This window comes from Pseudofrankia coriaricola (assembly GCF_001854805.1).
GTDB lineage: Bacteria > Actinomycetota > Actinomycetes > Frankiales > Frankiaceae > Pseudofrankia.
The window spans coordinates 19084-44186 of the sequence record NZ_MBLO01000049.1 but is presented as its reverse complement, the minus strand read 5'-3'; the positions used below and the strand labels follow the sequence as shown (position 1 = coordinate 44186).

The following is a 25103-nucleotide window of genomic DNA, read 5'->3' as shown; positions in this document are numbered from 1 at the left end:
CACCGGACCTGGTCACGACGGTCGAGAAGGCCCACGGCCGGATCGAGGCCCGCTCGCTGAAGGCACTGACCGTCACCACACCGAAACTCGTCGGCTTCTGGGGCACGAAACAGGTCGTCGAGCTGCGCCGGCGCACCCGGCGCAAGAAGACCGTCACCTCGAAACCGGCCCTGTCCGAGGAGGTGTTCTACCTGGTCACCAGCCTGCCCGCCGAACAGGCCCACCCACGGGACCTCGCGGCACGGGCACGCGGGCACTGGACGGTCGAAGCGGTCCACCACGTCCGCGACCGCGTCCTCGACGAGGACCGCCACACCGTCCGCACCGGCAACGCGCCCCTGGCCTGGGCGATCGCCCGCGACACCGCCATCAGCGCGCTACGCCTCACCGGCCACGACAGCATCGCCAAAGCCATGCGAGCCACCGCCCGCCAGCCCGAACGCGTCCTCCAGATCATCGGCCTGATCAGCGAAAAGGGACTTTGACGGCACCCTGGCCGCACAGGCCACCGCCGCGGTCTGCTCAGGAACCCGCGGCCACGGACGCGGCTGCATCGACATCGACCGACTCCTCCCGCAGCCAGGGTCAGGGCCAGCCGCGCCCCACCATCCTCCACGATCCACCATCCGACCGACCAAAGCCGCCAGCCGCAGCAACGCATCCACACTGATTATCGGCCCGCTCGCCCCAGCGCCGCCATTTTCAGATGCACTGTGCGTAGCCGATCTCGACCGGCCAGCGGGCGGGGTAGGCGCACGCCAGGTCGAGCATCGGCCACTGTTCGGGGTCGACCAGGTCGGTGACCAGGCAGAACAGCTCCGAGGTGGTCTCGCCGTCGGCGGTCGTGGAGTGCACGGTGTACTCGATGACCCGCACGGTCAGCGGCGGCCCGTCCGCGGCGCGGGCCGGTTTCAGCTCGGCGAGGTGGGTGCCGTCGTCGAGGACCTGGACCGGGGTGAGCGCGAAACTCGCCTTCGCCCGCCACAGGAAGTGCGCCCCGGTCGCGGCGAGGTCGGACGCGAGCCGGTGGGACAGGAAGTCGCGGTCCGCGAGCGTGATCATCCCCGGGGCCAAGTGGCACAGCAGGTCCCGGGCCAGTGGCTGCTCGCCGGTCGTCCACGGGCCGAACGACGCCCCGAGCAGCGCCTGGGTGCCGGCCTCGGCGGCGATGACCCAGCGGACCTTCGGGAACGGCGACGGCCCCGCGGCGTTCGACGGCCCGCCGAAGAAGGCCCGGTTGGCCTCCGTGTCCGGCACATTCGAGGTCGACCCGTCGATCTGGACAAGGCGGTGCCCGTGCAGGAACACCCCCGCCTGCCCGTCCACCCCGACCGGCCCCGCCGCGTGCTCGAACAGCATCCGCACCGGATCGGCCCCGACCCGCGCCCGCGCCTCGCCCAGCGACGGACCCGCCGGCAGCGACCACGACCGGTCCGCCGGCCGGCCCTCCACCAGCGCCGCCGCCCGCGACTGGAAGTGCAGCCCGTCGACCAGGCGCACCAGCACCTGCACATAGCCACGGTTCCGCCCCGGAACAGCCACAACGCCAGCACGAAGTACACCACCAGCCGCGACGGCAACAACCGACGCCGGACCTCCACCGTGTCCGTCTCTTCCAGCACCCGATCCACCAGCTCCGGCGGATACACCCGCGCCAGCACACCGCCCGGCGCAGCCGTCGCAGACCGCAGCTGATGGTTCGACAAGCAGGAACCCGCAACCATGAGGGAGCTCCAGAAGGCGAAACACGGCGCAGACCCCACGACGGGGTCCACACGATGCGCCGTGGACTGCTCGCCCTGGAGAACGCGCTGCTGCCCCTCATGCCAGCTAGGCCTTGGTCGTGCCCGCGGCCTGGGTGATCGCCTCCATCGACGTGCCCTCGTAACCGTGGTCGAGGAACAGCCGCAGCGCGTGCTCGCGCACGTCCAGGTCGAGGCGGGCCGCCTGCTCCCGGGTGGGCCGGCCACCGCGGTGCGGCCTCGTCTCAGCGGGCGACGTCATGACCATCAGTCTGGCAGAGGGACGCAACAACTAGACGCGGAAGTCTGGTTAAAACTAGACTGACCGGTGTAGTAAAAGCGTCGACGGCTGCGTGCCCGTCGCGCGAGGCGAGGAGGCGGCCCCGTCACCCCGGGCGCCGACCTCCACAGACCTCCCAGCACCCATCGCAGAAGAGGGGCGTCATGTCCGTGACTACCAGCCAGCAGGCCGGCCTGGCACCGGCGACCGTGGCGGCGCTCGACGCCCGGTTCCAGGAGCGCCGGGCACAGGTGCCGGTGCTCGCGCAGCGCGCGAAGGCCGAGGGCATCGAACAGATCCGCTCGGTCGAGGACATGGTCGGGCTGCTGTTCCCGCACACGACCTACAAGAGCTACCCGGAGTCGATCGTCTCGAAGGGGCGGTGGAAGCAGTTGCGCCGGTGGCTCGACTCGGTCTCGACCTACCGGGTCGACGTCGACGTGACGGGCGTCGAGGACCTCGACGGCTGGATCGCCCGGCTCGAGGAGCACGGCCACCTCGTCTCCAGCTCGTCGGGCACGTCCGGCAAGGCGTCGTTCCTCAACAAGACCGTCACCGACCGGGAGGCCTCCGGCCAGAACCTGCTCGACAGCCTGGCCTGGCTCGGCATGCCGCCGGCGAAGGTCTGGCACGTCGTCCCGGTCGGCCCGGACACGGGCATCAGCTCCGCGATGTACATCCGCGACGTCTTCCTGAACAACTACCGCCGCGACGACGCGCTCCCGCTGCCGGAATCGAAGCCGGTCACCGACCACCACAAGTACATGGCGCGTCTCGGCGCGATGCGCCGGGCGATCGCGGACGGCGCCGCCTCTCCGCAGGAGGTCGCCGCCTTCGAGACCGAGGGCGCGGCCAGGCAGGCCGACGTCGAGGAGCGGCTGCGGTACCTGGCCGAGCAGGTCATCGCCCACAAGGACGCGAACATCTTCTTCAACTCGATGTTCCCGATGCTCTACCGGCTCAACGAGATCCTGCGGGAGAAGGGTGTCGAGCCCGGCGACATCACCGGTGCCAACGGCCTTCAGGTCGCCGGCGGCCTGAAGGGCATGACCCTGCCGCCGGACTACCGCGAACGGATCTTCGAACTGCTCAACATCCAGCCGGGCCGCTTCCTGCACTACTACGCGATGCAGGAGGTCAACCTGCGCAGCGTGAAATGCCGCCAGGGGCGCTATCACGTGCCGCCGGGTCTGGTCCTGCTCGTGCTCGACAAGAACGGCGAGGCGCTCGCGCCGACCTCCGACGGCCAGGTCGAGGGCCGGGCCGCGTTCTTCGACTTTTCGGTCGACGGCCGCTGGGGCGGCACCATCAGCGGCGACAAGATCACCGCCGACCTGGGCGGCTGCCCGTGCGGCAAGGAAGGACCCACCGTCTTCGAGGACATCACCCGGTACAAGGACCTTCCGGACGGCGACAAGATCACCTGTGCCGGCACTATGGACGCCTACGTCCGCGGCTTCATCGACAACTGAGGGAGCGGCACATGACCATCACCGAACCCACCGCCGCCACGGTGTCTCCCTCGCCCGGCCTCGCGCCGTCCGGGCCGGCCAGGCCGAAGAAACTGAAGGTCCCGCACGTCATCCGCGGCAGGGTCGTCTGGGGCGAGGACGTCGAGTACGCCTCGCGCGACTTCGACGTCCCGTTCGTCACGTCGCGGATCAACTTCAACGAACTGATCACCCCACGCACCGAGCAGGGCCCCGCCTTCGACGTCTCGCTGACCGACATCATCGACTACCTGGTCGAGGTCGCCCAGCACCTGGAGCTCGGGCGCAACCCCTACCTGCAGGAGTCCCTCGAACTCACCGCGCAGGTCAGCCAGATGCCCCGGCGGATGATCGAGAACACCTTCCGCCGGCCCGGCCAGTTCCTCACCCGCCAGGCCATCCAGTTCCGTCTGGAGAAGACGTTCCGCGACCCCCGGGTCCTCGACGGCTGGGTCGAGCACACCGACCCGCACGGCCGCACGACCCGGGTCCGCGCCTTCCCACCGCGGCTCGTGCACATGCTCGCCGGCAACTCCCCGTCCGGCGCCATGACCTCCATCGCCGACGCGGCACTGGTCAAGGCCATCAACGTGTTCAAGCTGCCGTCGGCCGACCCGTTCACCACCGTCGCCGTGCTGCGCACGATGGCCGACCTCGACCCGCAGCACCCGGTGCTGCGCTCCATGTCGGCGGTGTACTGGCGCGGCGGCGACGCCAAGGTGGAGAACGTCCTCTACCGGGCCCAGTACTTCGACAAAATCATCGGCTGGGGTGGCGGCGCCGCGATCAACAACGTCATCAAGTACACCGGGCCGGGCTTCCACCTGGTCGCCTTCGACCCGAAGGTCTCCATGGCGATCATCGGGCGGGAGGCGCTCGCCGACGAGGCGACCATGCGCGAGGTCGCCGAACTCGCCGCGACCGACTCGACAGTCTTCAACCAGGACGCCTGCCTCGCCGCCCGGCACATCGCCGTCGAGTGCGACCTCGACGACGACGAGCAGCTGGCGCGCCTCGACCGGTTCTGCGCGCTGCTGCGCGAACGGCTGAACGTCGACCGCGAGTTCGCCAGCGCCGTCGGCCCCTCCACCCCGAGCGACATCCGCGAGGCCGTCGAGGGCATGCGGTTCCTCGAGCCGGACTACCGGATCTGGGGGGAGTACGACGGCTCCGGCCTCGTCGTCCGCTCCCCCGAGCTGGTCGATTTCCACCCGACGAACAAGACCGTCAACGTCGTCCCGGTCGCCTCCCTGCGGGAGGCGACGCAGTTCGCGAACGTGGCGACGCAGACCGTCGGCGTCTACCCTCCGGAACGCAAGGCCGAGATTCGCGACCTGCTCGCCACGGCGGGCGTGCAGCGGGTCGTCAGGCTCGGCAGCGCCATGACCGGTACCATGGGTAACCCGCACGACGGCATGTACCCGCTGCACCGGTTCGTCAACTGGGTGGCCGATGACGACGCCTAGCGCGACGCCGAACGGCTCCAGCGCCGAGGCCGGTTCCGAAACCACGGCCAGGGCTGGGGCTCGGGCTCACTCGGATCCGGCGGCCCCGGCGAAGGGGGTGCCGTCAGCCGCGGCGGTGCCGCCGCCTGCCTGGGTGCACGGGGACGCCACGACGCTGCGCCAACGGGTGCTCGGCCGCTCCGGCATCCGGGTCAGCGAGCTGGCCCTCGGCACCATGACATTCGGCACCCGGGCCGGCTGGGGATCGCAGGAGCGCGTCTGCCGCGAGATCTACGCCGCCTTCCGAGAGGCCGGCGGGAACTTCGTGGACACGGCGAACAACTACGCCGCCGGCGAGAGCGAACAGATCGTCGGCCGGCTCGTCGCGGGCGAACGCGACGAGGTCGTCGTCGCCTCGAAGTTCACGCTGCCGACCGACCCCGCCGACCCGAACTCGGGCGGCTCTGGCCGCAAGGCCCTGCGGCGCACGGTCGAGACCACGCTGCGCCGCCTCGGCACCGACCACCTCGACCTGCTCTGGACGCACGCCTGGGACCGCAACACCCCGGTCGAGGAGACGCTGCGCGCGCTCGACGACCTGGTCCGCGCGGGCAAGGTGCTCGCCATCGGGGTGAGCAACATGCCCGCCTGGGTGGTGTCGCGGGCGGCGACGGTCGCGTCGCTGCGCGGCTGGACGCCACTCGCCGCGGTGCAGGTGGAGTACTCACTGCTCGCGCGGACGGCCGACCGGGACCTGCTGCCGATGGCCGACGCGCTCGGCCTGGCGGTGGCGGCCTGGAGCCCGCTCGCCCGCGGCCGCCTCGCCAGGCGGGCGCCGGACGGCGACGCGGTGCCGGCCGCGCAGGCACGGGCCGCCGAGGCGCTGGGCAAGGTGGCCGCCGAGCTGGACACGACGCCGGCGCGGGTGGCGATCGCGTGGGTCAGAGCCCACGGCCTCCTCCCGGTCCTCGGCGCGAGCAGCGCGCGGCAGCTGCGCGACGGCCTCGGCGCCGCGCGCCTTGCTCTGTCCCCGGCGCAGCTCGCCGCCCTCGACGCGGCCACCGCGATCCGCCTCGGCTACCCCCACGAGTTCCTCCGCGACCGCTGCCCCACTCTCGCCTCCATAGCGGTCCAGCCGGAGTGAGTCGTCGGCGCGGGTCTGGTACGAGGTCATCCCGCCCGCGCCGACGCTGAGCCGACCGCGAGGTCAGTTAGTGGTTCCTGCGACGTCATTGGTTGGTGATGTTCCGGCCGCCGAGCATTCCGACGTCGATGTCGCTGTCTTCTCGAAATAGGGAGTACGACTGTGGACTATGCGCTTGAGGCCGCGTATGCGTTGCGCCGGGCCACGTTGGGCGACGACTACGTTGATCGACAGATCGGTGAGACCGAGCCGATCGCGCAGGAGTTCCAGGATCACATCACCCGCCAGGCCTGGGGCGTGTGGACCCGGGGCGGCGAGCTGTCTACCAGGGACCGCAGCCTGCTGGTGCTGGCGATGACCGCGGCGCTGGGCCGGCTGGAGGAGTTCCGGCTGCATGCCAGTGCCCAGGCACGCACCGGGGTGTCCGACGCCGAACTCGACGAGTTGCTCTTCCAGGTCGCGGCCTACTGCGGCGCCCCCGCGGCAATCTCCGCCCGCCGCGTCCTTCGCGGGGTGCGCGCGGCACGTGCCGCCGAGGCCCCCGCCGGGCCAAACCGCCAGTCGACGCCCACCAGGGCGGTCTGACAAGTGGCCACCCCCGTCGTTGGCTTCATCGGGCTCGGCAACATGGGCGGCGCGCTCGCGGGCAATCTCGTCGCATACGGCTTCGACGTCGTCTCTTTCGACGTGGCCGGCCCAGATCGAGCGCCGCAGGGCTCTCGCATCGCCGTCGATGTCGCCGACGTGGCCCGCGAGGCCGACGTCGTCGTGCTCAGCCTGCCTGATGGCGCCGTCTGTGAGGAGGTCGCCGCCGGGCTTGCCAGTGTCGTCGATCGCCGTCTCCGCCACGTGATTGACACTTCGACGATCGGTGTCACCGCTGCGGGCCGCATCGCCGAGTTGCTTGCCGCGGCAGGCATCGACTATGTCGACGCGCCAGTCTCTGGTGGTGTTGCTGGCGCGAAGGCCCGGCGGCTCGCTGTCATGTACGCCGGCTCGGACATGGCGGTGGCCGCCGTACGACCGGTCCTGGCCGGACTGTCAGACAAGATCCGCCGGGTCGGTGACCGGCCGGGGCTGGGCCAAGCGCTCAAGCTGGCGAACAACTTCCTCGCCGCCACGGCGCTGGCGGCAACCAGCGAGGCCGTCACGTTCGGCGTCCGAGCAGGTCTCGACATGAAGACCATGATCGAGGTCCTCAACACCTCCAGCGGCCGCAACGGCGCCACGGACGACAAGTTCCCAAGTGAGGTCCTCACTGGCCGCTACGGCTCCGGCTTCGCCAACACCCTCATGGCCAAGGATGTCCGCCTCTACTTGGCCGAGGTCCACAACGCCGCTACTCCAGACGCCGTCGGGCGGGTGACCTCCGATCTGTGGCAGCGCTTTGCCGCCACCGAACCGAACGTCGATTTCACCCGCATCTATCCGTTCATCGAAGCGGGCAGCGCGGGGGACGCGGCGAACAGTAGACCCACGCCGAGAACGAAGGGTTGATCGCCGCGTCGCCTGTCGCTGCTCTGGCCGCCGGCTGTGCAGCGCTGGACGACGACCGAGATCGTGGCGGTCTGTCCGGACCGCCTGCGGCAGAGGTCATTGACCCGCCCCGACGGTCGGGGTGAGCTCTGTCGGGATACCACTCCGGGCTCCCCCGCCCGGCATGACAATCTTGTCTGGTGCCGACAATGATCGTGGCAGGACAGCGTGATGTCGTCCGGTCGCGGTCTGGTGCCTGTCCCAGCTACCGGGTGGGGCGACGGAGATCGATTTGGTGTCGAGGAAACCTTCGATGCCTTCCTTGCCGAGTTCGCGGCCGATGCCGCTGGCCGTGACGCCGCCGAAGGGCGCGGCGGGGTCCATGCTGTAGGCCTCGTTGACGCCGAAGGTGCCGCTGCGTACGCCGCGGGCGACGGCCAGGCCGCGGTCGACGTCGGTGGTACACACGGAGCCGGACAGGCCATAGTCGGACTCGTTCGCGATGCGGATGGCGTCGTTCTGGTCGGTGTAGGGGATGACGGACAGGACCGGCCGAAGATCTCTTCCTGGGCGATGCGCATCGTGTTGTCGACGTCGGCGAACAGCGTCGGGCGGACGTACCAGCCACGGTCGACGCCCTGGGGCAGGTCGGTGCCGCCGGTGACGAGGCGGGCGCCTTCCTTCTGGCCGATCTCGATGTAGCCGCGGACCCGGTCCTACTGGCGCTGGGCGACCAGCGGGCCGACCACGGTGTTGGGGTCGGTGGGGTCGCCGGTGGGCAGCGTCTCGACCATGGCGGCCAGCGCGTCGACGTATTCGGCGTAGCGGGAGCGGGGGACCAGCACCCGGGTCTGGGCGACGCAGGCCTGGCCGCTGTTCATCAGGCCGGCGACCTCGATGCCCGCCGCCACCGCGGCCGGGTCGGCGTCGTCGAGCACGACCGCCGCGGACTTGCCGCCGAGCTCCAGGCTGACCCGCTTGAGGTTCGCCCCGCAGGAGGCGGCGACCTTGCGGCCGGCGGCGGTGGACCCGGTGAACGAGACCTTGTCGATGCCTGGGTGGGCGCCGAGGTACTCGCCGGCCTCGCGGCCGGCGGGCAGGATGCTGACCACACCCAGCGGGATCTCGGCCTGTTCCAGCAGGCCCGCGAGCCAGTAGGCGTCCAGCGGGGTCTCCGGGGACGGCTTGAGCACGATCGAGCAGCCCGCGAGCAGCGCGGGCACGAGCTTGCCGAGCGGGACGGCCTCTGTAAACACTCTGAAATGGGCGGCCATTCGGTACCCGGTCGACCGACGCAGAGGGCGACTGGAGGGGGTGGCAATCGACAGAGATCAGTTAGTCCAGGTCGAGATTGCAGGCCATGCCTCCTCTTGCGTCGAGGCCGGGCCTGCGGGACGGGCGTGCTAACGGAACTCACTGATAGCGATGTGCAAGACCTACTGCCGCGCGCGGATGCGCCCGCTGCCTCGCTCAAGGCCAAGGGCGCTCTGTCTGAAGCCGCCGTTAGCCTCGATCTTTCACGTCTCGGTGGTGGATGAGCGCGGGGTGCCTTCCCGACGTTGTTGATGTTGAGTTGTGGGCCTCGGCTGGTTCGGGTCGTGGCCGGGTGCCCCGTTGTCGCGCGGGGTGGGCGCCCGGTCCACGTCCGGGTGGGGTCCTTCGGGTCGGTGGGTCGGGGAGGTCGGTGGCCCCGGCTATCCGGGGGTGGGCAGGGCGCGTAGCCGGTTGATCGCGGCGATGGCCAGTGGTGCCCAGGGGTGGTGCGTGGGCAGGTGTAGCACGGTGCGCCGCGCGTGGCGGGCGAGCCGGCCGGCGAGCCAGAACAGCCGGTGGCGCAGCCGTTTCGGTTCCCATCGCCGCGCGTCGCCCTCGGCGAGGGCGAGCATCTGCGCCCAGGCGATCAGTGTGCAGGCGAGCGCGACGATCGCGCACCAGATCTGGTTGGCGGCGAAGTCGTGCAGCGGGCAGGTTCCTCAGGCCGGTGTCCTTGGCGCCGCGGATGCGGTCCTCGAAGAGCAAGCCGCACTGCACGCATAAATTCTTCGGGAGTGGAGGGAATGAGCGCTCCCGTGATCGGGGTAGACGCCCTGTTGGCGCTGGTAGCGGCCGTCCGACGGCTGCGGGATGCGCAGATCGACGAAGAAAATGACGAAGAACCGGGAGGTTTGTTGCGATGTCAGGAAACACAGCTGTCCCCCCGGGGTGGCGGGCCCGGCGGTTGTCGTCCCACCGTGGGGGGCGTTCCCGGAGGTGAACCGGCTGGCCGTGCGGCGCCTGCTGGGCCTGCTGGTCGAGCGGGCGGTGGCAGGGTCGGCACCGACGAGCGGCGGGAGCGGGGGTGAGCGGGGTGAGCACGGCGGCCCTGCCGTGGGAGCGGGTGCACGGCAAGGTGCAGCCGCGGCACTGTGATCTTCTCGCGGCGGTGTATGTCCGCCAGTCCACCCTCGCGCAGGTCGAGCGCAACACCGAGTCGACCCGGGTGCAGTACGGGCTGGCCGAGCGGGCGGTGGCGCTGGGGTGGGACCGGTCGCGGGTACTGGTCATCGACGACGATTTGGGGTGCTCGGCGTCGGGGGTGGCCGACCGGCCGGGGTTCGCCCGGCTGGTCGCCGAGGTCGGGTTGGGCCACGTCGGCATCGTGGTGGGCGCGGAGATGTCCCGGCTGGCCCGCGGCGGCCGGGAGTGGCACCAGCTGCTCGAGCTGTGCGCTCTGTCGGGGACGCTGCTGGCTGATACGGACGGGGTCTACGACCCCAACGACCACAACGACCACAACGACCGACTGCTGCTGGGGCTGAAGGGGACGATCAGCCAGGCCGAGCTCTACCTGATCCGGCAGCGGATGTCGTCCGGGCGGGTGAACAAGGCCCGGCGCGGGGAACTGGCGCTGGAGCTGCCGGCCGGGTATGTGCGCCGCCTCTCGGGGGAGGTGGTGCTCGACCCCGACGAGCAGGTCCAGGCCGTGGTGCGCCTGGTGTTCGAGCTGTTCGAGCGGCTCGGCACGGTGAACGCGGTGCTGGCCTACCTGGCCGACAACCACATCCAGGTCGGGGGGCGTCTGCACCACGGGCCCCGGCGCGGGGAGCTGACCTGGCGCCGGCCCAGCCGGGCCGGGATCCAGAACATGCTCCACCACCCGGCCTACGCTGGTATCTATGCCTACGGCCGCACCGGCCTGGACCCCCGGCGGCGGCAGGCCGGGCGGCCGGACACCGGGCGGGTACGCCAGCCCCGCGAGGACTGGGTGGCCTACCTGCCCGGGGTGCTGCCGTCCTACATCAGCGTCGAGCAGTACGAGCGGAACATGCAGCGATTGGACGCCAACCGGTCCTGGGCGCGCAGCATGGGCGCGGCGCGTAACGGCCCGGCCCTGCTGAGCGGGCTGGTGGTCTGCGCCCGCTGCGGCAGGAAGATGGCGGCGCACTACCGGCGGGGGCCGGGCAGCAGGCAGCAGCCGGTCTACGTCTGCTCCCGCGACAAGATCGAATATGGTGCCGAGCGGTGCCAGCAGCTGGCCGGCGGCTGCGTGGACGCCTACGTCACCGCGCTGCTGCTGGCAGCCGTGGCCCCGGCCGCACTCGAGGTCTCCCTGGCGGCGGCCGAGCAGGTCGAGGCGCAGCGGGCGCAGGTGGACCGGATCTGGCGGCAGCGCCTGGAGCGGGCTGACTACGTCGCCGACCGGGCCCGCCGCCAGTACCAGCTGGCCGAGCCGGAGAACCGGCTGGTCGTGCGCCAGCTGGAGAGGGACTGGGAGGCTGCGCTGGCCGAGCGCCAACGCCTGGGTGAGGAGTACGACCGCTTCGCCGCGGCCCGCCCGCGCACCCTCACCGCAGCCGAACGCGAGCACATCCGCGCCCTGGCCGCCGACATCCCCGCGCTGTGGCACGCGCCCACCACCGCCGACGCCGACCGCAAACAGCTGCTGCGCCTGCTCGTCGAGCAGGTCCGCGTGGAGGTCCTCGATACCAGCGAGAAGGTGAAGGTGCAGGTGACCTGGGCCGGGGGCCACCGCAGCGACGGCGAGGTGGTGCGGCCGGTGGCCCGCCTGACCCAGCTCAGCTACTACCCGCAGCTGGCCGCGCGGGTCCGCGAGCTCGCGGCCGCCGGGCAGAACGCCACCCAGATCGCCGACTGCCTGAACCGGGAGGGCTTCCGCCCGCCCAAGAGGCGGGCCTGCTTCGGACCGCAGGCAGTCCGCGACCTGATGGGCACCCTCGGCCTGACCGAACCAGCCACCCAGCGCCACACCAGCCCGCCGCTGGGCGAGCACAAGTGGTGGCTGGCCGACCTCGCCCGCGAACTCGACATGCCCCAGGTCACCCTCTACACCTGGATCGGCCGCGGCTGGGTGGACGCCCACCGCCACCCCGACGCCCCCCGCAGATGGGTCCTGCACGCCGACCCCGCCGAGGTCGAACGGCTCCGCGCCCTGCACCTGATGCCCAACGGGGGACACACCCGCCGGCCCTGGCTGGCCAACCAGCAGGCCACCACGAACACCGACATGAACACAGAACCGGAAGGAAACACCCACGATGCCAGCGAGTCGCAGTTATAACAGCACTGCGGCTTGCTCCTCTCGCAGCGGGCCCGGCGGCGGTGACGCAGCTCCAACGCGGCGAGCTGGCCGCGGCGGCTGTTGGTAGCGAACGCGGTGATCCGGTTGCCGTCAACGTCGGTGATCCGCAGCTGCGCGCCGGGGTGTGGCCGTTCCTTGCGCACGATCACCCGCATCCCCGGCGGCCAGCCGGACAGGTCGAGCAGGCCGGTGAGCTCCGCGATCCAGGCTCCGGGCCGGGGCAGGCCGTCGGCGTCGTAGGCCGCAGTCCACGCCGCGGTCGGCAGCTTCATGATGATCTCGGCGTGGTCATCGGTAAGGGTGAACCCGACCGAGTACGACAGCCGGCGGCCGTGTAGCCAGGTGAGGAAGTCGTGCGTGCCGCCGGCGCCGTCGGTGCGGACCAGCACCGAACGGCCCCGGCGCAGCCGCCGCGACAGCCCGGCGAGTGCGTCTTTGGCCACGGTGATGTGGTCGGCGGCCGTATTCGACCCGGCGTTCCCGCGGCGCAGCAGCACCGCCGCCGGCTCCCCGGTGCCGTCGGGGCCGTGGTCGACGAACCCGAACAGCGGGTGGAACCCGAAACCCCGTTTGAACGTCGGCGCGGCCTGTTCCTTCTCCGAGTGCGCGGTGACCAGGGTCGCGTCCAAGTCCACGACCAGCGGGTCGGCGACGCTGGCCGCGTGGCCTGGAGCGTGCACCCCGGCGAGCGTCCAGACCCGTTCCCGCGCGCCCGCCAACGCTCGGAACACCGCCGCCAGCACCTTCTCGACGTCGGCCGCGAGCCGGTCGACCGTCCGTGACACCGTCGGGTCCGAGGCCACCAGCCCGAACAGCTCCGGCTCCACCCGCAGCAACGCGACGTCGGCGAGGCAGTCACCGCCCAGCGCGAGACTGACCGCCAGATCCGTCAGCACCTTCGCCGGGTCGTGCACCGCCGTCGGCGCCCGCCACGGCGCCAAAGCCTCCGACAACGCCGCACCCAGCCCGGACACCCGGACCGTCTCCGTCAGCAACACCCCACCCGCCGACGACACGACACCGCGCCCAGCGGCATCGACGCAGACAGACGGATACACACCGGTAGGCTTCACCGCGAAGGTGCTCCTTGGTACGGGATCGATCAGGCCCTCAGCAAGCCCAATCCTCCCAGCTCAGGGGCACTTTCCTATTTCCAGCCACCCAACAGACGATCACCCCGGTGAAAGCCCGAGGTTAGGCGACAGCTTCTTCACCGACGAGGGTAGTGCGGTGCATCAGGCGGCGAGACGCGGCCGTATACGGCTGGGCGCGGTGCAGGATGCCGGTGTTGTCCCAGATCACCAGGTCGCCGTCGTGCCAGTGGTGACGCAGCGAGAACTCCGGCTGGGTCGCCCACGCGAGCAGCCGGTCCAGCAGCGCGCGGCTCTCCTCGGCCGCCAGGCCAACCACATGATCGGCCGTCGCGCCGACCAGCAGCGACTTGCGTCCGCTGCGCCGGGTCCACACCAGCGGATGCTCCCGCGACGGCACCTTGTCCCACGCGGCCCGCATCTTCGCCGACGCGTCCGGGTTGGACAGCCGCTGGGTGGCCGCGAAGCTGTGCACCACCCGCAGCTCGGCCAACGTGGCCCTCTCCTGCGCGGACAGCGCCTCGTAGGCGGCGTAGAGGTTGGCGAACTCGGTGTCCCCACCCTCGGTCGCGACCTCCAGCGCGGTCAGCAACGTCGCCTTCTGCGGCACCAGGTCGTTCGCCCCGTCGATATGCCAGAAGAACGTACCCGCCCGGTACGCCGCCAGCGTGCTCTGCGCCGGGTCCAGCGAGATCGTCGACACCTCCGGGAAGTCCTCCTCTCCGCCCATCGGCGCGACGATCACCTCACCGAGCATCCGGGACAGCGCCACCAGGTCGGCGTCACCGATCCGCGCCTCGCGGTAGATCACGACACCGTACTCGTCGAGGTACTCGCGCACCTCGGCGGCGACCTGCGGAGTCGCCAGCTCCGGCCCACTACGGCCCGAGATCTCGACGCCGACCCCCCGACTCACCGGAGTGACAGACACGGCCATGGCTCTCTCCCGCTTCTCCAACAAACACGATCCACAACGGCATGATCGACCCAATGGCCGCCGACGGACGCCATCTCCCTGCCGGCGCCACGGCAAGTACCCAAACCGGATCCACGCCGGATCGGCACGTAGATGGATGTCGATCTGCCGTCCTTGAGCAGGTCATCCCGGCGCCTGCCCCGCGCCTCGGGCGCCAGAGTGCCACAACCATACCGACGGGTCTAGTTCTGGCGCACCAGCTCGCCAAGGCAGGCCGGCGGCGTCAGGCGAGCACAGCGACCGGACCAGGCCGAGATCGCCCTCCGGCGGAGGAACAGGCGAGGGCCACCCGCGGGTAGCCGGGATGCCCGCCACCAGGCAACCCAATCCGCGCAGCCAACTGGCCGCCAACCGCCGTCGACCGCGCCAGACCGGACGCGTGTCGGCACCACGAGCAGGAGATTATCGACAAAACTAGACCTAGTGGTATAGTTCTGGACGCCGAGGTCGCTGGTCCGCCGGCTGGCACCTCGTAGGAAGGCTGACGGGCCCGTGCCGGGCCGCCTCGCCGACAGCCTTGGACATCCACCAAGGCAGGTCCTTCTATGCCACCCCACCCAGCAATCGCCATCCCGTCCGGCGCTGAGGGCAGCAGGCCGTTCGCATGGGCACGACGCCCACCGGACAGCGGACCCGAGCGACGCACCTGCCTCCCCGCCGCAGCAAGCTGACCGCCGCCATGGCCGCGACGACCAAGACCGGCGTCGACCTCCTCTTGCCTACACGCGGACGCGCTTGTCCACGCGTCGGCCGCCTGGGCTTTCCGCCGATCTTCGAGCCGAAAAAACAGCGGCCGACCCGCACGAACCGACCCGGTCTCCGGTATTCCGGTCCCGCCTGGCGCACGCTCCTCGTGCGCGGATACCCACTCAGTCTATTGGTTCACGGAACAACCTTCACCGCTGCCGGGAAACAACATCCGACTAGCAGGTCCACTTGGAGGATGCATTGGGCGCCAACAGTCCTGCCTACTGGGACCCTTATGACGGTAGTTTCAATACGGATCCCTACCCGGTCTTTAACCAGATGCGGGAGGAGGCCCCGGTCTACTACAACGAGAAGTACAACTTCTATGCGCTCAGCCGGTATGCGGACTGCGAGCGCGGCCTGCCGGACTGGCAGACCTTCCAGAACTCCCGGGGCAACATCCTCGACATCATCCAGTCTGGTATGGAGATCCCGCCTGGCACTTTGATCTTCGAAGACCCACCCATGCACGACATCCACCGCAAGCTGCTCGTCAGGGTCTTCACCCCTCGCCGGATAGGCGAACTCGAGCCGCGGGTTCGGGAGTTCTGCGCGCGCATTCTCGACCCGTTGGCCGGAGTCACCGACTTTGACCTGATCGCGGCCTTGGGCGCGGAGATGCCGATGCGGGTCATCGGCATGCTCCTCGGCATTCCGGAGGCCGACCAGGCGGGTATCCGCGACCTCACGGACGAGAAGCTGCGCACCGAGTCCGGCGGGCGGATGGACCTCTCGGAGGGCGTGATGATCGACAGCGGAGTCTTCGCCGACTACATCGACTGGCGACGCGACCACCCGTCGAACGACCTCATGACTGACCTGCTGAACGCCGAGTTCACCGACGAGAACGGCGTGGTCCGGACGCTGACGCGAGACGAGGTGCTGACCTACGTCACGGTCGTCGCCGGTGCCGGGAACGAGACGACCGGCCGGCTGGTCGGCTGGATCGGAGCTCTCCTCGCCCGGAATCCCGACGCGCGACGCGAGCTCGCCGCCAACCCGAACCTGATCCCCAACGCGATCGAGGAGATCCTTCGCTACGAGCCGCCCGGCCCGTTCATGGCCCGCTACACCGCCACGGACGTCGAGTTCCACGGGCAGACGATTCCCGCTGGAAGCGCCACGATGTTCATGCTGGCCGCCGCAAACCGTGACCCGCGCCGATATACCGACCCGGATCGTTTCGACATCCACCGGAAGATCGGCCAGTTGATGACCTTCGGGCTCGGTGGTCACTACTGCCTGGGCGCGGCGCTCGCCCGCCTGGAGGGACGAGTCGCGCTGGATGAGTTGTTGCGTCGCTTCCCCGACTGGGACGTCGACTGGTCGGGCGCGAAGCTCGCGCAGACGTCGTCCGTCCGGGGCTGGGAAACCCTGCCGCTCGTCGTCGGGTAGCCGGCCCGGGCGACGTCGGCGGGCGGGCACAGACGCTGGTCGGGAGTAGAGCGACCAGGTTGAAGAGGAGGACGCATGGGACAGTTGGACGGTAAGACGGCCGTCATCACCGGAGCCGGCTCCGGAATGGGGAGGGAGGCCACGAGGCTCTTCGTGCGCGAAGGAGCGAGGGTGTTAGCCGCGGACATCAGCGAACGGGAGAAGGAGACGGCGGCCGAACTGGGCGACGCGGTCGTACCGTTTCACTGCGACGTGTCCCTCGAGTCCGATGTCGAGACGATGTTCCAGGCCGCCCTCGCGGAGTTCGGCGCCCTGAGCGCCGTACTCAACGTCGCCGGCGTCGGGGGCGCGCAGCCGCTCGCCGAGATCACCATGGCCGAGTACGACCGGATCATGGACGTGGACCTGCGCGGCGTGCTGCTGGGCACCAAGCACGCCATCAGGGCGATGCTCCCCACCGGCGGCGGCTCCATCATCAACTGGTCCTCGACGGGCAGCATCAACGCTTCCCAGCGACAGGTAAGCGCCTACTCGGCCGCGAAGGCAGGGGTGAACGCCTTCACCAAGGCCGCCGCCGTGGAGTACGGACCAAAGGGGATCCGCGCCAACGCGATCTGTCCCGGCTTCATCGTGACCGAGCTGTCGGCCGAGGCCGTCGAGAGGTTCCCCCAGCTGGTGGCGAGCTCGCCGATGCGGCGCGCCGGCCGGCCGGAGGAGGTGGCGGAGCTCGCGCTCTTCCTCGCCTCCGATCGTGCCAGCTTCATCAACGGCGCGATCATCCCGATCGACGGTGGCACGACCGCATCGCTCCCGTGAACCATCCGCCCTGCGCCGCCGTCGCGAACCGTCCGGCAGGCCGGCCCACGGATCTCGTCCGATTCGCCCAGGCGGACGATGCGTCGGAGCAGGGACCCACCAGATGCCGCGGGTCGGGTCACGGCGGCGCAGGGCGGGAGGCTGTGCGCACAGCGAAGGTCTGAAGGGATACCGTCAGCGGGACAAGACGGACGGCGCGGGCGCTGACCTGCGTGGACGTCCTGGCCGTCCCGCGGGCACGGCGGCCAGCCGGACCGCCCCCGTCTCAGTTTGGCTGACACTTTTCATTGACACTCGCCAGCGAGCGCGGTAGAAAGATCTCATGCTGGAGGAGCGGACCAAGCCACACGCTCGCGAGGCGCAGCGGCTCGAGACGCGCCAGCGGGTGTTCGACGCAGCCATTGCCGAGTACAAGCGTTCTGGTATGGCCGAAGCGGACATTGGCGCCATCGCCACGGCGGCGGGGGTGGCGCGGGGCACCTTCTACTTTCATTTCCCGACGAAGGAGCATGTTCTCGCCGAGCTGGACCACAGCGAGCAGGAGCGGATGGCGAAACAGCTGTCCCGGTTCCTCGCGTCGCCTCGGGACCTGCCAGCCGTGTTCGACGAGGTGGTCCGTTTGGTCACCGCGATCGAACAACGACTCGACAAGGCGCTATTCCGGGATGTGCTCGCCTACCATTTCTCCCCCGCCCGCCCCACGTCCGCCGACTGGACCGAGTACCCCGTCATCATCCTCGTCATCCAGGCGATCGAGCAGGCGCGGGACCGGGGCGAGATATACCCCGAGGCGGACGTCAGACACAGTGCTTTCTTCTTCCTGGTCGGGCTGTACGGGCTGCTGATCGCGGTCACCGGCTCCCAGTCTGACCGCACCACCATTCTGCAGAATTTCGTGGCCACTGTGCTCCGCGGCCTCGAGGCGCGCTGAGGCCTCTTCCGCGAGGTCGAAAGCTACAGATCTCCGCATTTCCACTGTCCAATATTTGCCCGGATCGATTACCCGGGAGGTGTCGTCATGCTCGTGGACCTACTGCGCTTCGGCGCGGCGTGGGCCCTCGTCGCCGGCCTTCTGTTTTTCTGGCACTACATCATGAGCCGCATCGGAACCTTCTGATGGACATTCCGTACGACGGCCACCGCCTGCCTGACCGATCGTTACCGACGGAAATTCACTCGCGGCCGCGATCCGTTGGCAGGCCGATGGCCCACCAGTTCTGGCCTGTGGGTAGCCGGCAATGACCGAGCCCGCCAGCGGCTCGGCGTTATGGGTGGAGCAAAGATGTTCGCTGGCTGCCGTCGCATTCTCCGAAGGGCGTCGCCAGGGGGCGCGGCTTGTCTCCGGTGAACGCCGGACCTTCGGGCTGGGTTCAGGCCGCTCTGTCGTGAACGTCCCTCATCCGGCTCCCTCGCGCGGCTGGACGGTCCGGACGCTGACCTGCGGCGTCGCGCTGCAGTGTTCTCCGTCCAAGGACCGTATCGCCGGCTACCTACTTCACAAGCTCGCGCCGCGAGAGCTCAGGGCATTGGCCCTCGTGGAGGGTGGGGTCGCGATGGGCTGGGTCAGCGCCCACTGGCCGGGGCTGATGCCCGAACTGCGACGCGTTCTTCCCGATCTCGAGGTCCTCCACGGTGGGCTCGACGGCCCGACCATTCTCAGGTGCGCGGTGAACCTGGCCAGGTCCCACCATGAGTTGACCCCACATCCGCTACTCGGTCAACTCTCGATGGACGCCGTGGTGCCCAACGGTCTGGCCGTCTCCGCTCGGCGCCGGTACGGCAGGGTGCCGTGGAGTACCAGGCGCAAGGACTCCTACCGGTTCTACGCCATTCCGGTGGGAGGGGAGGGAGGCCTCAAGAATCCCAACATCCCACCGCCGAGCAGGCCGGAGGAGGAGGACGTCGAGGTCCGTCCGGACGCTCGGGTTGGCGTTCCCTATCCAGAGTGGAATTTCTGGACACAGCAGTTTCTACCCGATCACGTCGCCGTTCTCGAGCGCCGGCACCCGGCCCGACCCGCGCAGGCGATTCACGCCCCCGCGGACGTACGGCGCTGGTTTGAGGAACACACCCACCGCGCCCTTAGGAACCGGTTGGAAGACGGCTCGGACCTCGACATCGATGCCTATGTCTCCCATCACGTCGCCACAGCCGCGGGCGACGCCTCCGCGGGGCGAGTGTTTCGGGACCTACGGCCCGGTCAGCGGGACGTCAGCACCGCGCTGCTCCTCGACGGCAGTTCGTCTATGGGTGCCCAACACGGGCTGGTGTTCCGGCTGGAACTCGCCTGCGCCGATGCGCTGTCCGCGGCGATGGTGCAGGCCTGCGAACGCCACGGCGTCTTCGTGTTCTCGGGCAGCACTCGTCACCGGGTCGAGGTCCGCTGTCTCAAGGACTTCACCGACCGCCGGTTCGTCGCGCCCAGTGGCCTCGGCCTGGTCGCCGGCGGCTACACGAGGCTCGGAGCCCCACTAAGACACCTGACGAACCGGCTGCTCGCGCAGCCCTCCGAACGGCGCCTGCTGATCGTGATCGGCGACGGCCTGATGTCCGATGAGGGATACGAGGGCCGGTACGCGTGGGCCGACGTCGCCCACGCGGTCGAGGAAGCCGAGGAGGCGGGGGTCTCGGTGTACTACCTCGGCGTCGGGCGCACGCGGGTGGACCCGCTGCCAGAGGTATTCGGACCCCGCCGTTCGCGGCGGATTCTCCGGGTGGAAGAACTCCCCCGGGCACTGGCGCACGTTCACCGCGAACTGGTCGCCGCCTAGTGTCTCGTGATTCTGTTTGCTTACCGTCGGTTGTTGGCGACGAGTTTCCGGATGCTGGTCTGGGTGAGACGGACCTTGGCAAGGATCTCGTCGGCGGTGGCGGTCCAGGTGAACGGTTCGGCGTCGGTGTTCCAGTGGGTGATGTAGTCGCGGATCTGGCGGGTCAGGGCGTGGACGGACGGGAAGGTGCCGCGGCGGATCGCCTGCCGGGTGATGATCCCGAACCAGATCTCGATCTGGTTGATCCAGGACGAGCCGACCGGGGTGAAGTGGAAGTGGACGTGCGGGTTGGCCTCGAGCCAGGCGTTCACGTCCGGGGTGGTGTGGGTCGAGAGGTTGTCCAGGACGATGTGGATCTCGCGGCCGGCGTGCGGGGCGACCGCCTTGGTCAGGAAGGCAAGGAACGCGGCGCCGTCACGGACTGGGCGGCACTCCCCGTAGACCTGGCCGGTGGCGGCGTCCAGGGCGGCGAACAGGTTCGTCGTGCCGTGACGGACGTAGTCGTGGGTGCGTTTCTCAGTGCGCCCGAAGCTGATCGGCAGCAGCGGCTGGGTGCGGTCGAGGGCTTGGACCTGGGTCTTCTCGTCCACGCAGAGCACGACCGCCCCGCCGGGCGGGTCGAGGTAGAGCCCGACGATGTCGGCGACCTTGGTGGCGAACTCCGGGTCGCGGGACAGCTCGAACGTGCCTTGTCGGTGCGGGCGCAGCCCTTCGGCGCGCCAGACCTTCGCGACGTAGTGCCAGGACACGCGGACACCGCCGGTCCGGCTGACGTACGTGGCCAACTCGCGGCTCGACCAGTGCGAAAGCCCGGTTTCCGCCGGCGGCGTGGCCCGGGTCAGCGCCACGATCCGCGCCCGCACCGAGGCGGGCACCTGCTCACACCCGGCTCCCCGCGGCCGGTCGACCAGGCCGGCTACCCCGTCGGTCTCGTAGCGGCGAAGCCACAGATCCACCGTCGGCCGCGACACCCCCGCCAACTCCACGATCCGCCGCTTCGCCAGCCCGTCGGCGTGCCGCAGCACGATCCGCACCCGCGTCGCCACGTTCGCCACAACGTCCCGACTGTTGACCAGTGCCACCAGTTCGGCCCGCTGTTCAGCACCCAACTCCACAAGATCACTCCAGTCGAAGGCCGGAGGATGTAAAGGACACAGAATCACATGACACTAGACTCACGCCCGGCCATTCATTCCACATTTTTCCGCGGCCGCCGGTCGCCTATTTTCACATCTTTTCGGAGGTCAGATGGCCGCCCACGACTACCAGGCCATTGGTAGTGAGGTGACGCTTTTCGAGCACGCATTCAGCAGGCGCCTGCCGGTGATGCTCACGGGGCCGACAGGTTGCGGCAAGACCCGGCTCGTCGAGCACATGGGCGCCCGGCTGGACCGTCCCGTCGTCACCATCAGCTGCCACGACGACCTCACCAGTGCCGACCTGGTCGGCCGGTTCGTCGTCCTGGGCGGCGATGTCGTCTGGACCGACGGCCCACTCACCAGGGCGGTCAAGGACGGCGCGATCTGCTACCTCGACGAGGTGGTCGAGGCCCGCCACGACTCGCTGGCGGTCCTCCACTCGCTCACGGACCACCGGCGCACTCTGTATCTTGACCGGTCCGGCGAGGTGGTGGAGGCACCCGACACCTTCATGCTGGTGTGCTCCTACAACCCGGCCTACCGCAGTTCCCTGAAGGATCTAAAGCCGTCCTTCCGACAGCGTTTCGTCACGCTCCCGATGAGCTATCTGCCACCCGATCGCGAGGCTGAGGTCGTCGTGGCCGAGTCGGGTGTCACCGCAGAAGTCGCGAGTCGGCTGGTCCGCTGCGCGACCACCATCCGTACGGCCGAGTCCGTGTTTCATTTCGAGCCGCCCTCGACCCGAACGCTCGTGACCGCGGCGCAGCTCATCGCCGCCGGAACGGACGAGAAGGCCGCCGCCGAGGCGAGCATTCTCGCGCCGCTGAGCACCGACGGGGCCGTCACCGAAGGCCTGCGGGAGGTCGCGGCAGCCTGCCTGCTACCGGCCGGCGTCCCGGCCTGACCACATACCTGGAGGCATTCGCCATGGACGTACGCGACCGACAGCGGCGACGAGCCCTGATGGTCTTCCAGATCGCCATCTACGGATACCTGGCCGCGATCATCGGCGTCCAGCTCTACATGTACTCGCAGAGGAACTGGTAGGAGACCGTGAGACTTCCTTTGATGAAGCGCCCGCCGACGCCGGCGCTGGCCGGCGCGGCGAACGGCGCGGCGATCGAAGCCGGCCCCGACAGCTCGGTCTCCTACGAGGACCATCTCGAGGAGAGCCGGAAGGCCCAACGCCAAGCCGACAAATGGCTCATCGCGGGCACCGTGCTGATGGGGATGACGCTGCCGGGCATCATCGGCCTGCCACTGTTCTTCCGAGGCCTGGCGCTGCTGCGCAAGGCCTCGCGCGCCGGTCTCACCGTTCGTCCGATGATCGTCACGTTGATCGGCTACATGGTCTTCCTCGACGCCGCGATCAACAGCTTCGGCTGGGCGTTGGACCTGATGGCCAACCATGCGCTGATCTACCGGACGTTCATGATGGGCTGGGGCAGCATCTTCGACGCCGGTTACTTCTGGCACTACAACGAACTCGGGCTGGGCGGAGCCAGCGCGCCAGGAGAGAAGGCCTGGGAGATCGCCTGCGTGCTGACCGTCTTCCCCATGCGGATGGCGGCGTGCATCGGCCTGCTGCAGATGAAGCGCTGGGGCCACCAGTGGATGATCATCACCTGCTGGTTCGGCGTGGTCATCTGGGTCGGCTACGTGTTCAACATGACGATGTACGCCGACCTCCGGTTCTCGGGCGTTCTGCTCCCGGTGATCGGCTGGTGGCTGTTCGACATCTTCTATATCACGCCATTCCTGGCCATCCCTTATCTACATACCGTCAATCGCGAGATCTTCTCCGACTGAGTATGGGCCGGCCGTGGCCGGCCGAAGGAGCAATCCGTGAGCAAGACTGAGGCTAAGGACCTCCCCCTCGGCACGTCGGCGGAACATTCCCGCATGCACACCGTCATTCGGCGCGTGTGCTGGGTGCTCCTGATCGGGCTCGTGATCGAGGGGGCGCTGGTTACGCCGTTCACCCTGATCTGGCTTGGCTGGCCGACACTATCGATCCAGGAGATCTGCGACGGTCTCACCAAGGTGCAGTACTCCGACCCGGAGCAGACCTGCGAGGACTCGTACCCCATCAACAGCCCGCCGTTCGGCGGAGAGCCGGTCAAGGGCAACCCGGAGACCTCGGGCGACCAGTGGGGTGTACAGCCGCGCCCTGGCTATGACAAGATCGGATTCCGCGAGCTCGTCCGGATCCAGCAGGAGCTGGACGCGCAGAACTCGACCGCGGGCAAGTAGCCGCGGCATCCTCCCGGCCGCGAGGCCGTCTAGCCCGCCGCTGGCGGCCGGCAGGGCCGGATCGCGAGGACACCGTCGTGGCAGCCGCCGGCGTGCCCGCCCGCTCGCAGGCGGGCACGCCGGCCAACCGGCCGGAACACAGCCGTCAGCCGCGGCATTCTCGACGTGGTTTGATCAAGGGCGAGGATTCCGAAGCCCGCGCCGGGTGTCAATGACACTTCATGCGCCAGACCGATCGAGCGCAGGCCCGACGAGGGCGCGAAGGCGAAGCTTCACTCCATTGCCCTCCAGAGCGATCTTCCACATTTAGCGCACACGGATTAAAGCCGGTCCGTACGACGCGCCAGAATTTCCGGCCCACTGTACGCGGCGTACCTCTCAGTCACAGAAACGTCAGGCGACGAGAGCGAGGAGATATGTTGCACCACTCGAAGCCCGTCGGCCGGCAGATGGACGCCCGGCCGTCTCGGTCCGGCCCATCCGCGCGGCCAGGCACCCGCCCGACCGGATTACGACTGGTTGGCGCCGCTGTCCTTGCCGCGAGCGTGGCCCTGGTCTCGGCCTGCGGTGGCGGATCCGGTGACCGGGACGAACCCGCGCCGACGACCGGCACCGCGAGCACCGCCGAGGTGCTGGGCCCAGTCGAAAGGGCGACCGGCGCGCCGGTCACGCTCGGGGTCATCACGGATGGTGCCAGCCCGACGGCCGACCACACGAACGACAACAGGGTCGCCGAGGCCACCGCGAAGTACCTGAACGAGCACAAGGGCGGCCTCGGCGGTCACCCGATCGAAATCACCATCTGTGAGACGCTCGGTGACCTGTCCAAGGCTTCCGATTGTGGCAATGAGATGGTGACGAAGGGTGTGTCCGCCGTCCTGATCGGCACCTCCGGCGTCGTCGAGGCGGCCTGGGAGCCGCTGAACGAAGCCAAGATCCCCGTGATGCTCTCCGGATCGGCCGACCCCGAGCTACTCGCCAGCCCAACGACCTTCAGCCTGGCCAACCCGACCTTCCCGATCATCGACCTGCCCATCCAGGTGGCCAAGGACAAAGGCAACAAGAAGGTCACGGCCATCGTCATCGACGTCCCCGCCGCTCTGCACTCCGCCCAGGAGGTCGCGCCGCCGCTGTTCGAGAAGGCCGGCATCGGCTACGAACTCGTCCGGGTCGCGCCCGGCACCGCCGACATGACCCCGCAGATGCAGCGGGTCGGATCGAACGGCTCCGACCAGGTGTTCATCATCGGCAACGACACGTTCTGCATCAGCGCGATAAACGGCCTCAAGGCCGTCGGCTTCACCGGCACGATCAGCGCCATCTCCCAGTGCATCACCGACTCCACCCGGAAATCCGTCTCCGGCAGCACGCTGAACGGCACGGTCATCAGCGCAATCGCGCCGGTCGGTCCCGACAGCCCGTCGATGCGCCTCTACACCACGGTCGCCGAGACCTACGGCGAGGACATCGACCTCAGCTTCCAGGACAGCATGCTCATGTTCATGATTATGTCTGGCTTCCAAGCTGCGGCACAGGGCATCTCGGGCGACATCACCCCGGCGTCCCTCACCACGACGATCAAGGCAATGAAGGAGACCGAGCTTCCCGGCGCCGGCGGCCTGAAGTTCCGCTGCAATGGCAAGGCCATCCCCGGCCAGCCCGCCGTCTGCGTTCTCGGCGGCCTGACCACCACTCTCGACGACGACGGCCGGCCTGCCGCGTACGCGGTTCTCGGAAATACCCCGATCGCCGACTGATT

General features: G+C 69.2%; 19 protein-coding genes and 4 pseudogenes. 15 read left to right on the top strand and 8 right to left on the bottom strand.

The window, feature by feature from the left end; all coding sequences use genetic code 11:
• A partial coding sequence (locus tag BCD48_RS09870) for a transposase (RefSeq protein ID WP_157910464.1) occupies window positions 1–485 on the top strand: 485 nt, incomplete at its 5' end.
• A 217-nt stretch (window positions 486–702) separates the two neighbouring features.
• Here the strand turns inward: BCD48_RS09870 and BCD48_RS45855 are convergent.
• The 3 genes and pseudogenes from BCD48_RS45855 to BCD48_RS45850 form a co-directional block, all read right to left on the bottom strand.
• Window positions 703–1542 carry a transposase domain-containing protein gene (locus tag BCD48_RS45855; protein WP_274536507.1) on the bottom strand — a complete coding sequence of 280 codons (840 nt, stop codon included), beginning with the start codon at window positions 1540–1542 and terminating at the stop codon, window positions 703–705.
• Window positions 1543–1592: 50 nt separating this feature from the next.
• Window positions 1593–1724: pseudogene (locus BCD48_RS56465) on the bottom strand (hypothetical protein); the annotation flags it as partial.
• Window positions 1725–1830: 106 nt separating this feature from the next.
• The gene (locus BCD48_RS45850) at window positions 1831–2004 is read right to left on the bottom strand and encodes a TetR family transcriptional regulator (RefSeq protein WP_491677126.1); all 174 of its coding nucleotides are present in this window, start codon (window positions 2002–2004) and stop codon (window positions 1831–1833) included.
• 182 nt (window positions 2005–2186) lie between these two features.
• Between BCD48_RS45850 and BCD48_RS09855 the strand changes: the two genes are divergently transcribed.
• From BCD48_RS09855 to BCD48_RS09835, 5 genes are all read left to right on the top strand, one after another.
• The gene (locus BCD48_RS09855) at window positions 2187–3494 is read left to right on the top strand and encodes a hypothetical protein (RefSeq protein ID WP_071048040.1); all 1308 of its coding nucleotides are present in this window, start codon (window positions 2187–2189) and stop codon (window positions 3492–3494) included.
• A gap of 11 nt (window positions 3495–3505) precedes the next feature.
• Window positions 3506–4978 carry an acyl-CoA reductase gene (locus tag BCD48_RS09850; RefSeq protein WP_198543180.1) on the top strand — a complete coding sequence of 491 codons (1473 nt, stop codon included), beginning with the start codon at window positions 3506–3508 and terminating at the stop codon, window positions 4976–4978.
• Window positions 4965–6101, top strand: a complete 1137-nt coding sequence (locus BCD48_RS09845) for an aldo/keto reductase (RefSeq protein ID WP_198543179.1) — start codon at window positions 4965–4967, stop codon at window positions 6099–6101. The genes BCD48_RS09850 and BCD48_RS09845 overlap by 14 nt, the downstream gene beginning before the upstream one ends.
• Before the next feature lie 162 nt (window positions 6102–6263).
• On the top strand, window positions 6264–6686 hold the full coding sequence (locus tag BCD48_RS09840) for a carboxymuconolactone decarboxylase family protein (RefSeq protein WP_071048039.1): 423 nt from the start codon (window positions 6264–6266) through the stop codon (window positions 6684–6686).
• A gap of 3 nt (window positions 6687–6689) precedes the next feature.
• Window positions 6690–7598, top strand: a complete 909-nt coding sequence (locus tag BCD48_RS09835) for an NAD(P)-dependent oxidoreductase (protein WP_083418413.1) — start codon at window positions 6690–6692, stop codon at window positions 7596–7598.
• 252 nt (window positions 7599–7850) lie between these two features.
• On the opposite strand, the pseudogene BCD48_RS09830 reads toward BCD48_RS09835, so the two are convergent.
• Together BCD48_RS09830 and BCD48_RS09825 are read right to left on the bottom strand one after the other, a co-directional pair.
• A pseudogene (locus BCD48_RS09830) lies at window positions 7851–8812 on the bottom strand (aldehyde dehydrogenase family protein); the annotation flags it as partial.
• 459 nt (window positions 8813–9271) lie between these two features.
• Window positions 9272–9587, bottom strand: a pseudogene (locus BCD48_RS09825) (transposase); the annotation flags it as partial.
• Window positions 9588–9915: 328 nt separating this feature from the next.
• Between BCD48_RS09825 and BCD48_RS56460 the strand changes: the two are divergent.
• Window positions 9916–11061: pseudogene (locus BCD48_RS56460) on the top strand (recombinase family protein); the annotation flags it as partial.
• Window positions 11062–11900: 839 nt separating this feature from the next.
• Here the strand turns inward: BCD48_RS56460 and BCD48_RS45840 are convergent.
• Window positions 11901–13229, bottom strand: coding sequence for an IS1380 family transposase (locus tag BCD48_RS45840; RefSeq protein ID WP_083418410.1), 1329 nt, complete (start codon window positions 13227–13229; stop codon window positions 11901–11903).
• A 121-nt stretch (window positions 13230–13350) separates the two neighbouring features.
• Window positions 13351–14184: a TauD/TfdA dioxygenase family protein gene (locus tag BCD48_RS09815; RefSeq protein WP_071048036.1), complete on the bottom strand. Its 834-nt coding sequence runs from the start codon at window positions 14182–14184 to the stop codon at window positions 13351–13353.
• Window positions 14185–15171: 987 nt separating this feature from the next.
• Between BCD48_RS09815 and BCD48_RS09810 the strand changes: the two genes are divergently transcribed.
• The 4 genes from BCD48_RS09810 to BCD48_RS09795 all read left to right on the top strand — a co-directional run bounded on the left by BCD48_RS09810 (window position 15172) and on the right by BCD48_RS09795 (window position 19952).
• Window positions 15172–16365, top strand: a complete 1194-nt coding sequence (locus tag BCD48_RS09810) for a cytochrome P450 (protein ID WP_071048035.1) — start codon at window positions 15172–15174, stop codon at window positions 16363–16365.
• 75 nt (window positions 16366–16440) lie between these two features.
• Window positions 16441–17181 (top strand): SDR family NAD(P)-dependent oxidoreductase, encoded by a 741-nt coding sequence (locus BCD48_RS09805; RefSeq protein WP_071048034.1) that lies wholly within the window; start codon window positions 16441–16443, stop codon window positions 17179–17181.
• Between the two features lie 322 nt (window positions 17182–17503).
• On the top strand, window positions 17504–18112 hold the full coding sequence (locus tag BCD48_RS09800) for a TetR family transcriptional regulator (protein ID WP_071048033.1): 609 nt from the start codon (window positions 17504–17506) through the stop codon (window positions 18110–18112).
• A 454-nt stretch (window positions 18113–18566) separates the two neighbouring features.
• The gene (locus BCD48_RS09795; protein ID WP_198543178.1) at window positions 18567–19952 is read left to right on the top strand and encodes a nitric oxide reductase activation protein NorD; all 1386 of its coding nucleotides are present in this window, start codon (window positions 18567–18569) and stop codon (window positions 19950–19952) included.
• Window positions 19953–19972: 20 nt separating this feature from the next.
• On the opposite strand, the gene BCD48_RS09790 is transcribed toward BCD48_RS09795, so the two are convergent.
• On the bottom strand, window positions 19973–21067 hold the full coding sequence (locus BCD48_RS09790; protein ID WP_071048031.1) for an IS630 family transposase: 1095 nt from the start codon (window positions 21065–21067) through the stop codon (window positions 19973–19975).
• Between the two features lie 133 nt (window positions 21068–21200).
• Between BCD48_RS09790 and BCD48_RS09785 the strand changes: the two genes are divergently transcribed.
• From BCD48_RS09785 to BCD48_RS09770, 4 genes are all read left to right on the top strand, one after another.
• Window positions 21201–21995: a CbbQ/NirQ/NorQ/GpvN family protein gene (locus BCD48_RS09785; RefSeq protein WP_071048030.1), complete on the top strand. Its 795-nt coding sequence runs from the start codon at window positions 21201–21203 to the stop codon at window positions 21993–21995.
• Window positions 21996–22144: 149 nt separating this feature from the next.
• A complete protein-coding gene (locus BCD48_RS09780) occupies window positions 22145–22900 on the top strand; it encodes a hypothetical protein (RefSeq protein WP_198543177.1) in 756 nt (251 codons plus the stop codon).
• Between the two features lie 36 nt (window positions 22901–22936).
• Complete coding sequence (locus BCD48_RS09775) at window positions 22937–23344, top strand: hypothetical protein (RefSeq protein ID WP_083418407.1); 408 nt, start codon at window positions 22937–22939, stop codon at window positions 23342–23344.
• A gap of 449 nt (window positions 23345–23793) precedes the next feature.
• Window positions 23794–25101 (top strand): ABC transporter substrate-binding protein, encoded by a 1308-nt coding sequence (locus tag BCD48_RS09770; RefSeq protein ID WP_071048045.1) that lies wholly within the window; start codon window positions 23794–23796, stop codon window positions 25099–25101.
• The last annotated feature ends 2 nt before the right edge of the window (window positions 25102–25103 follow it).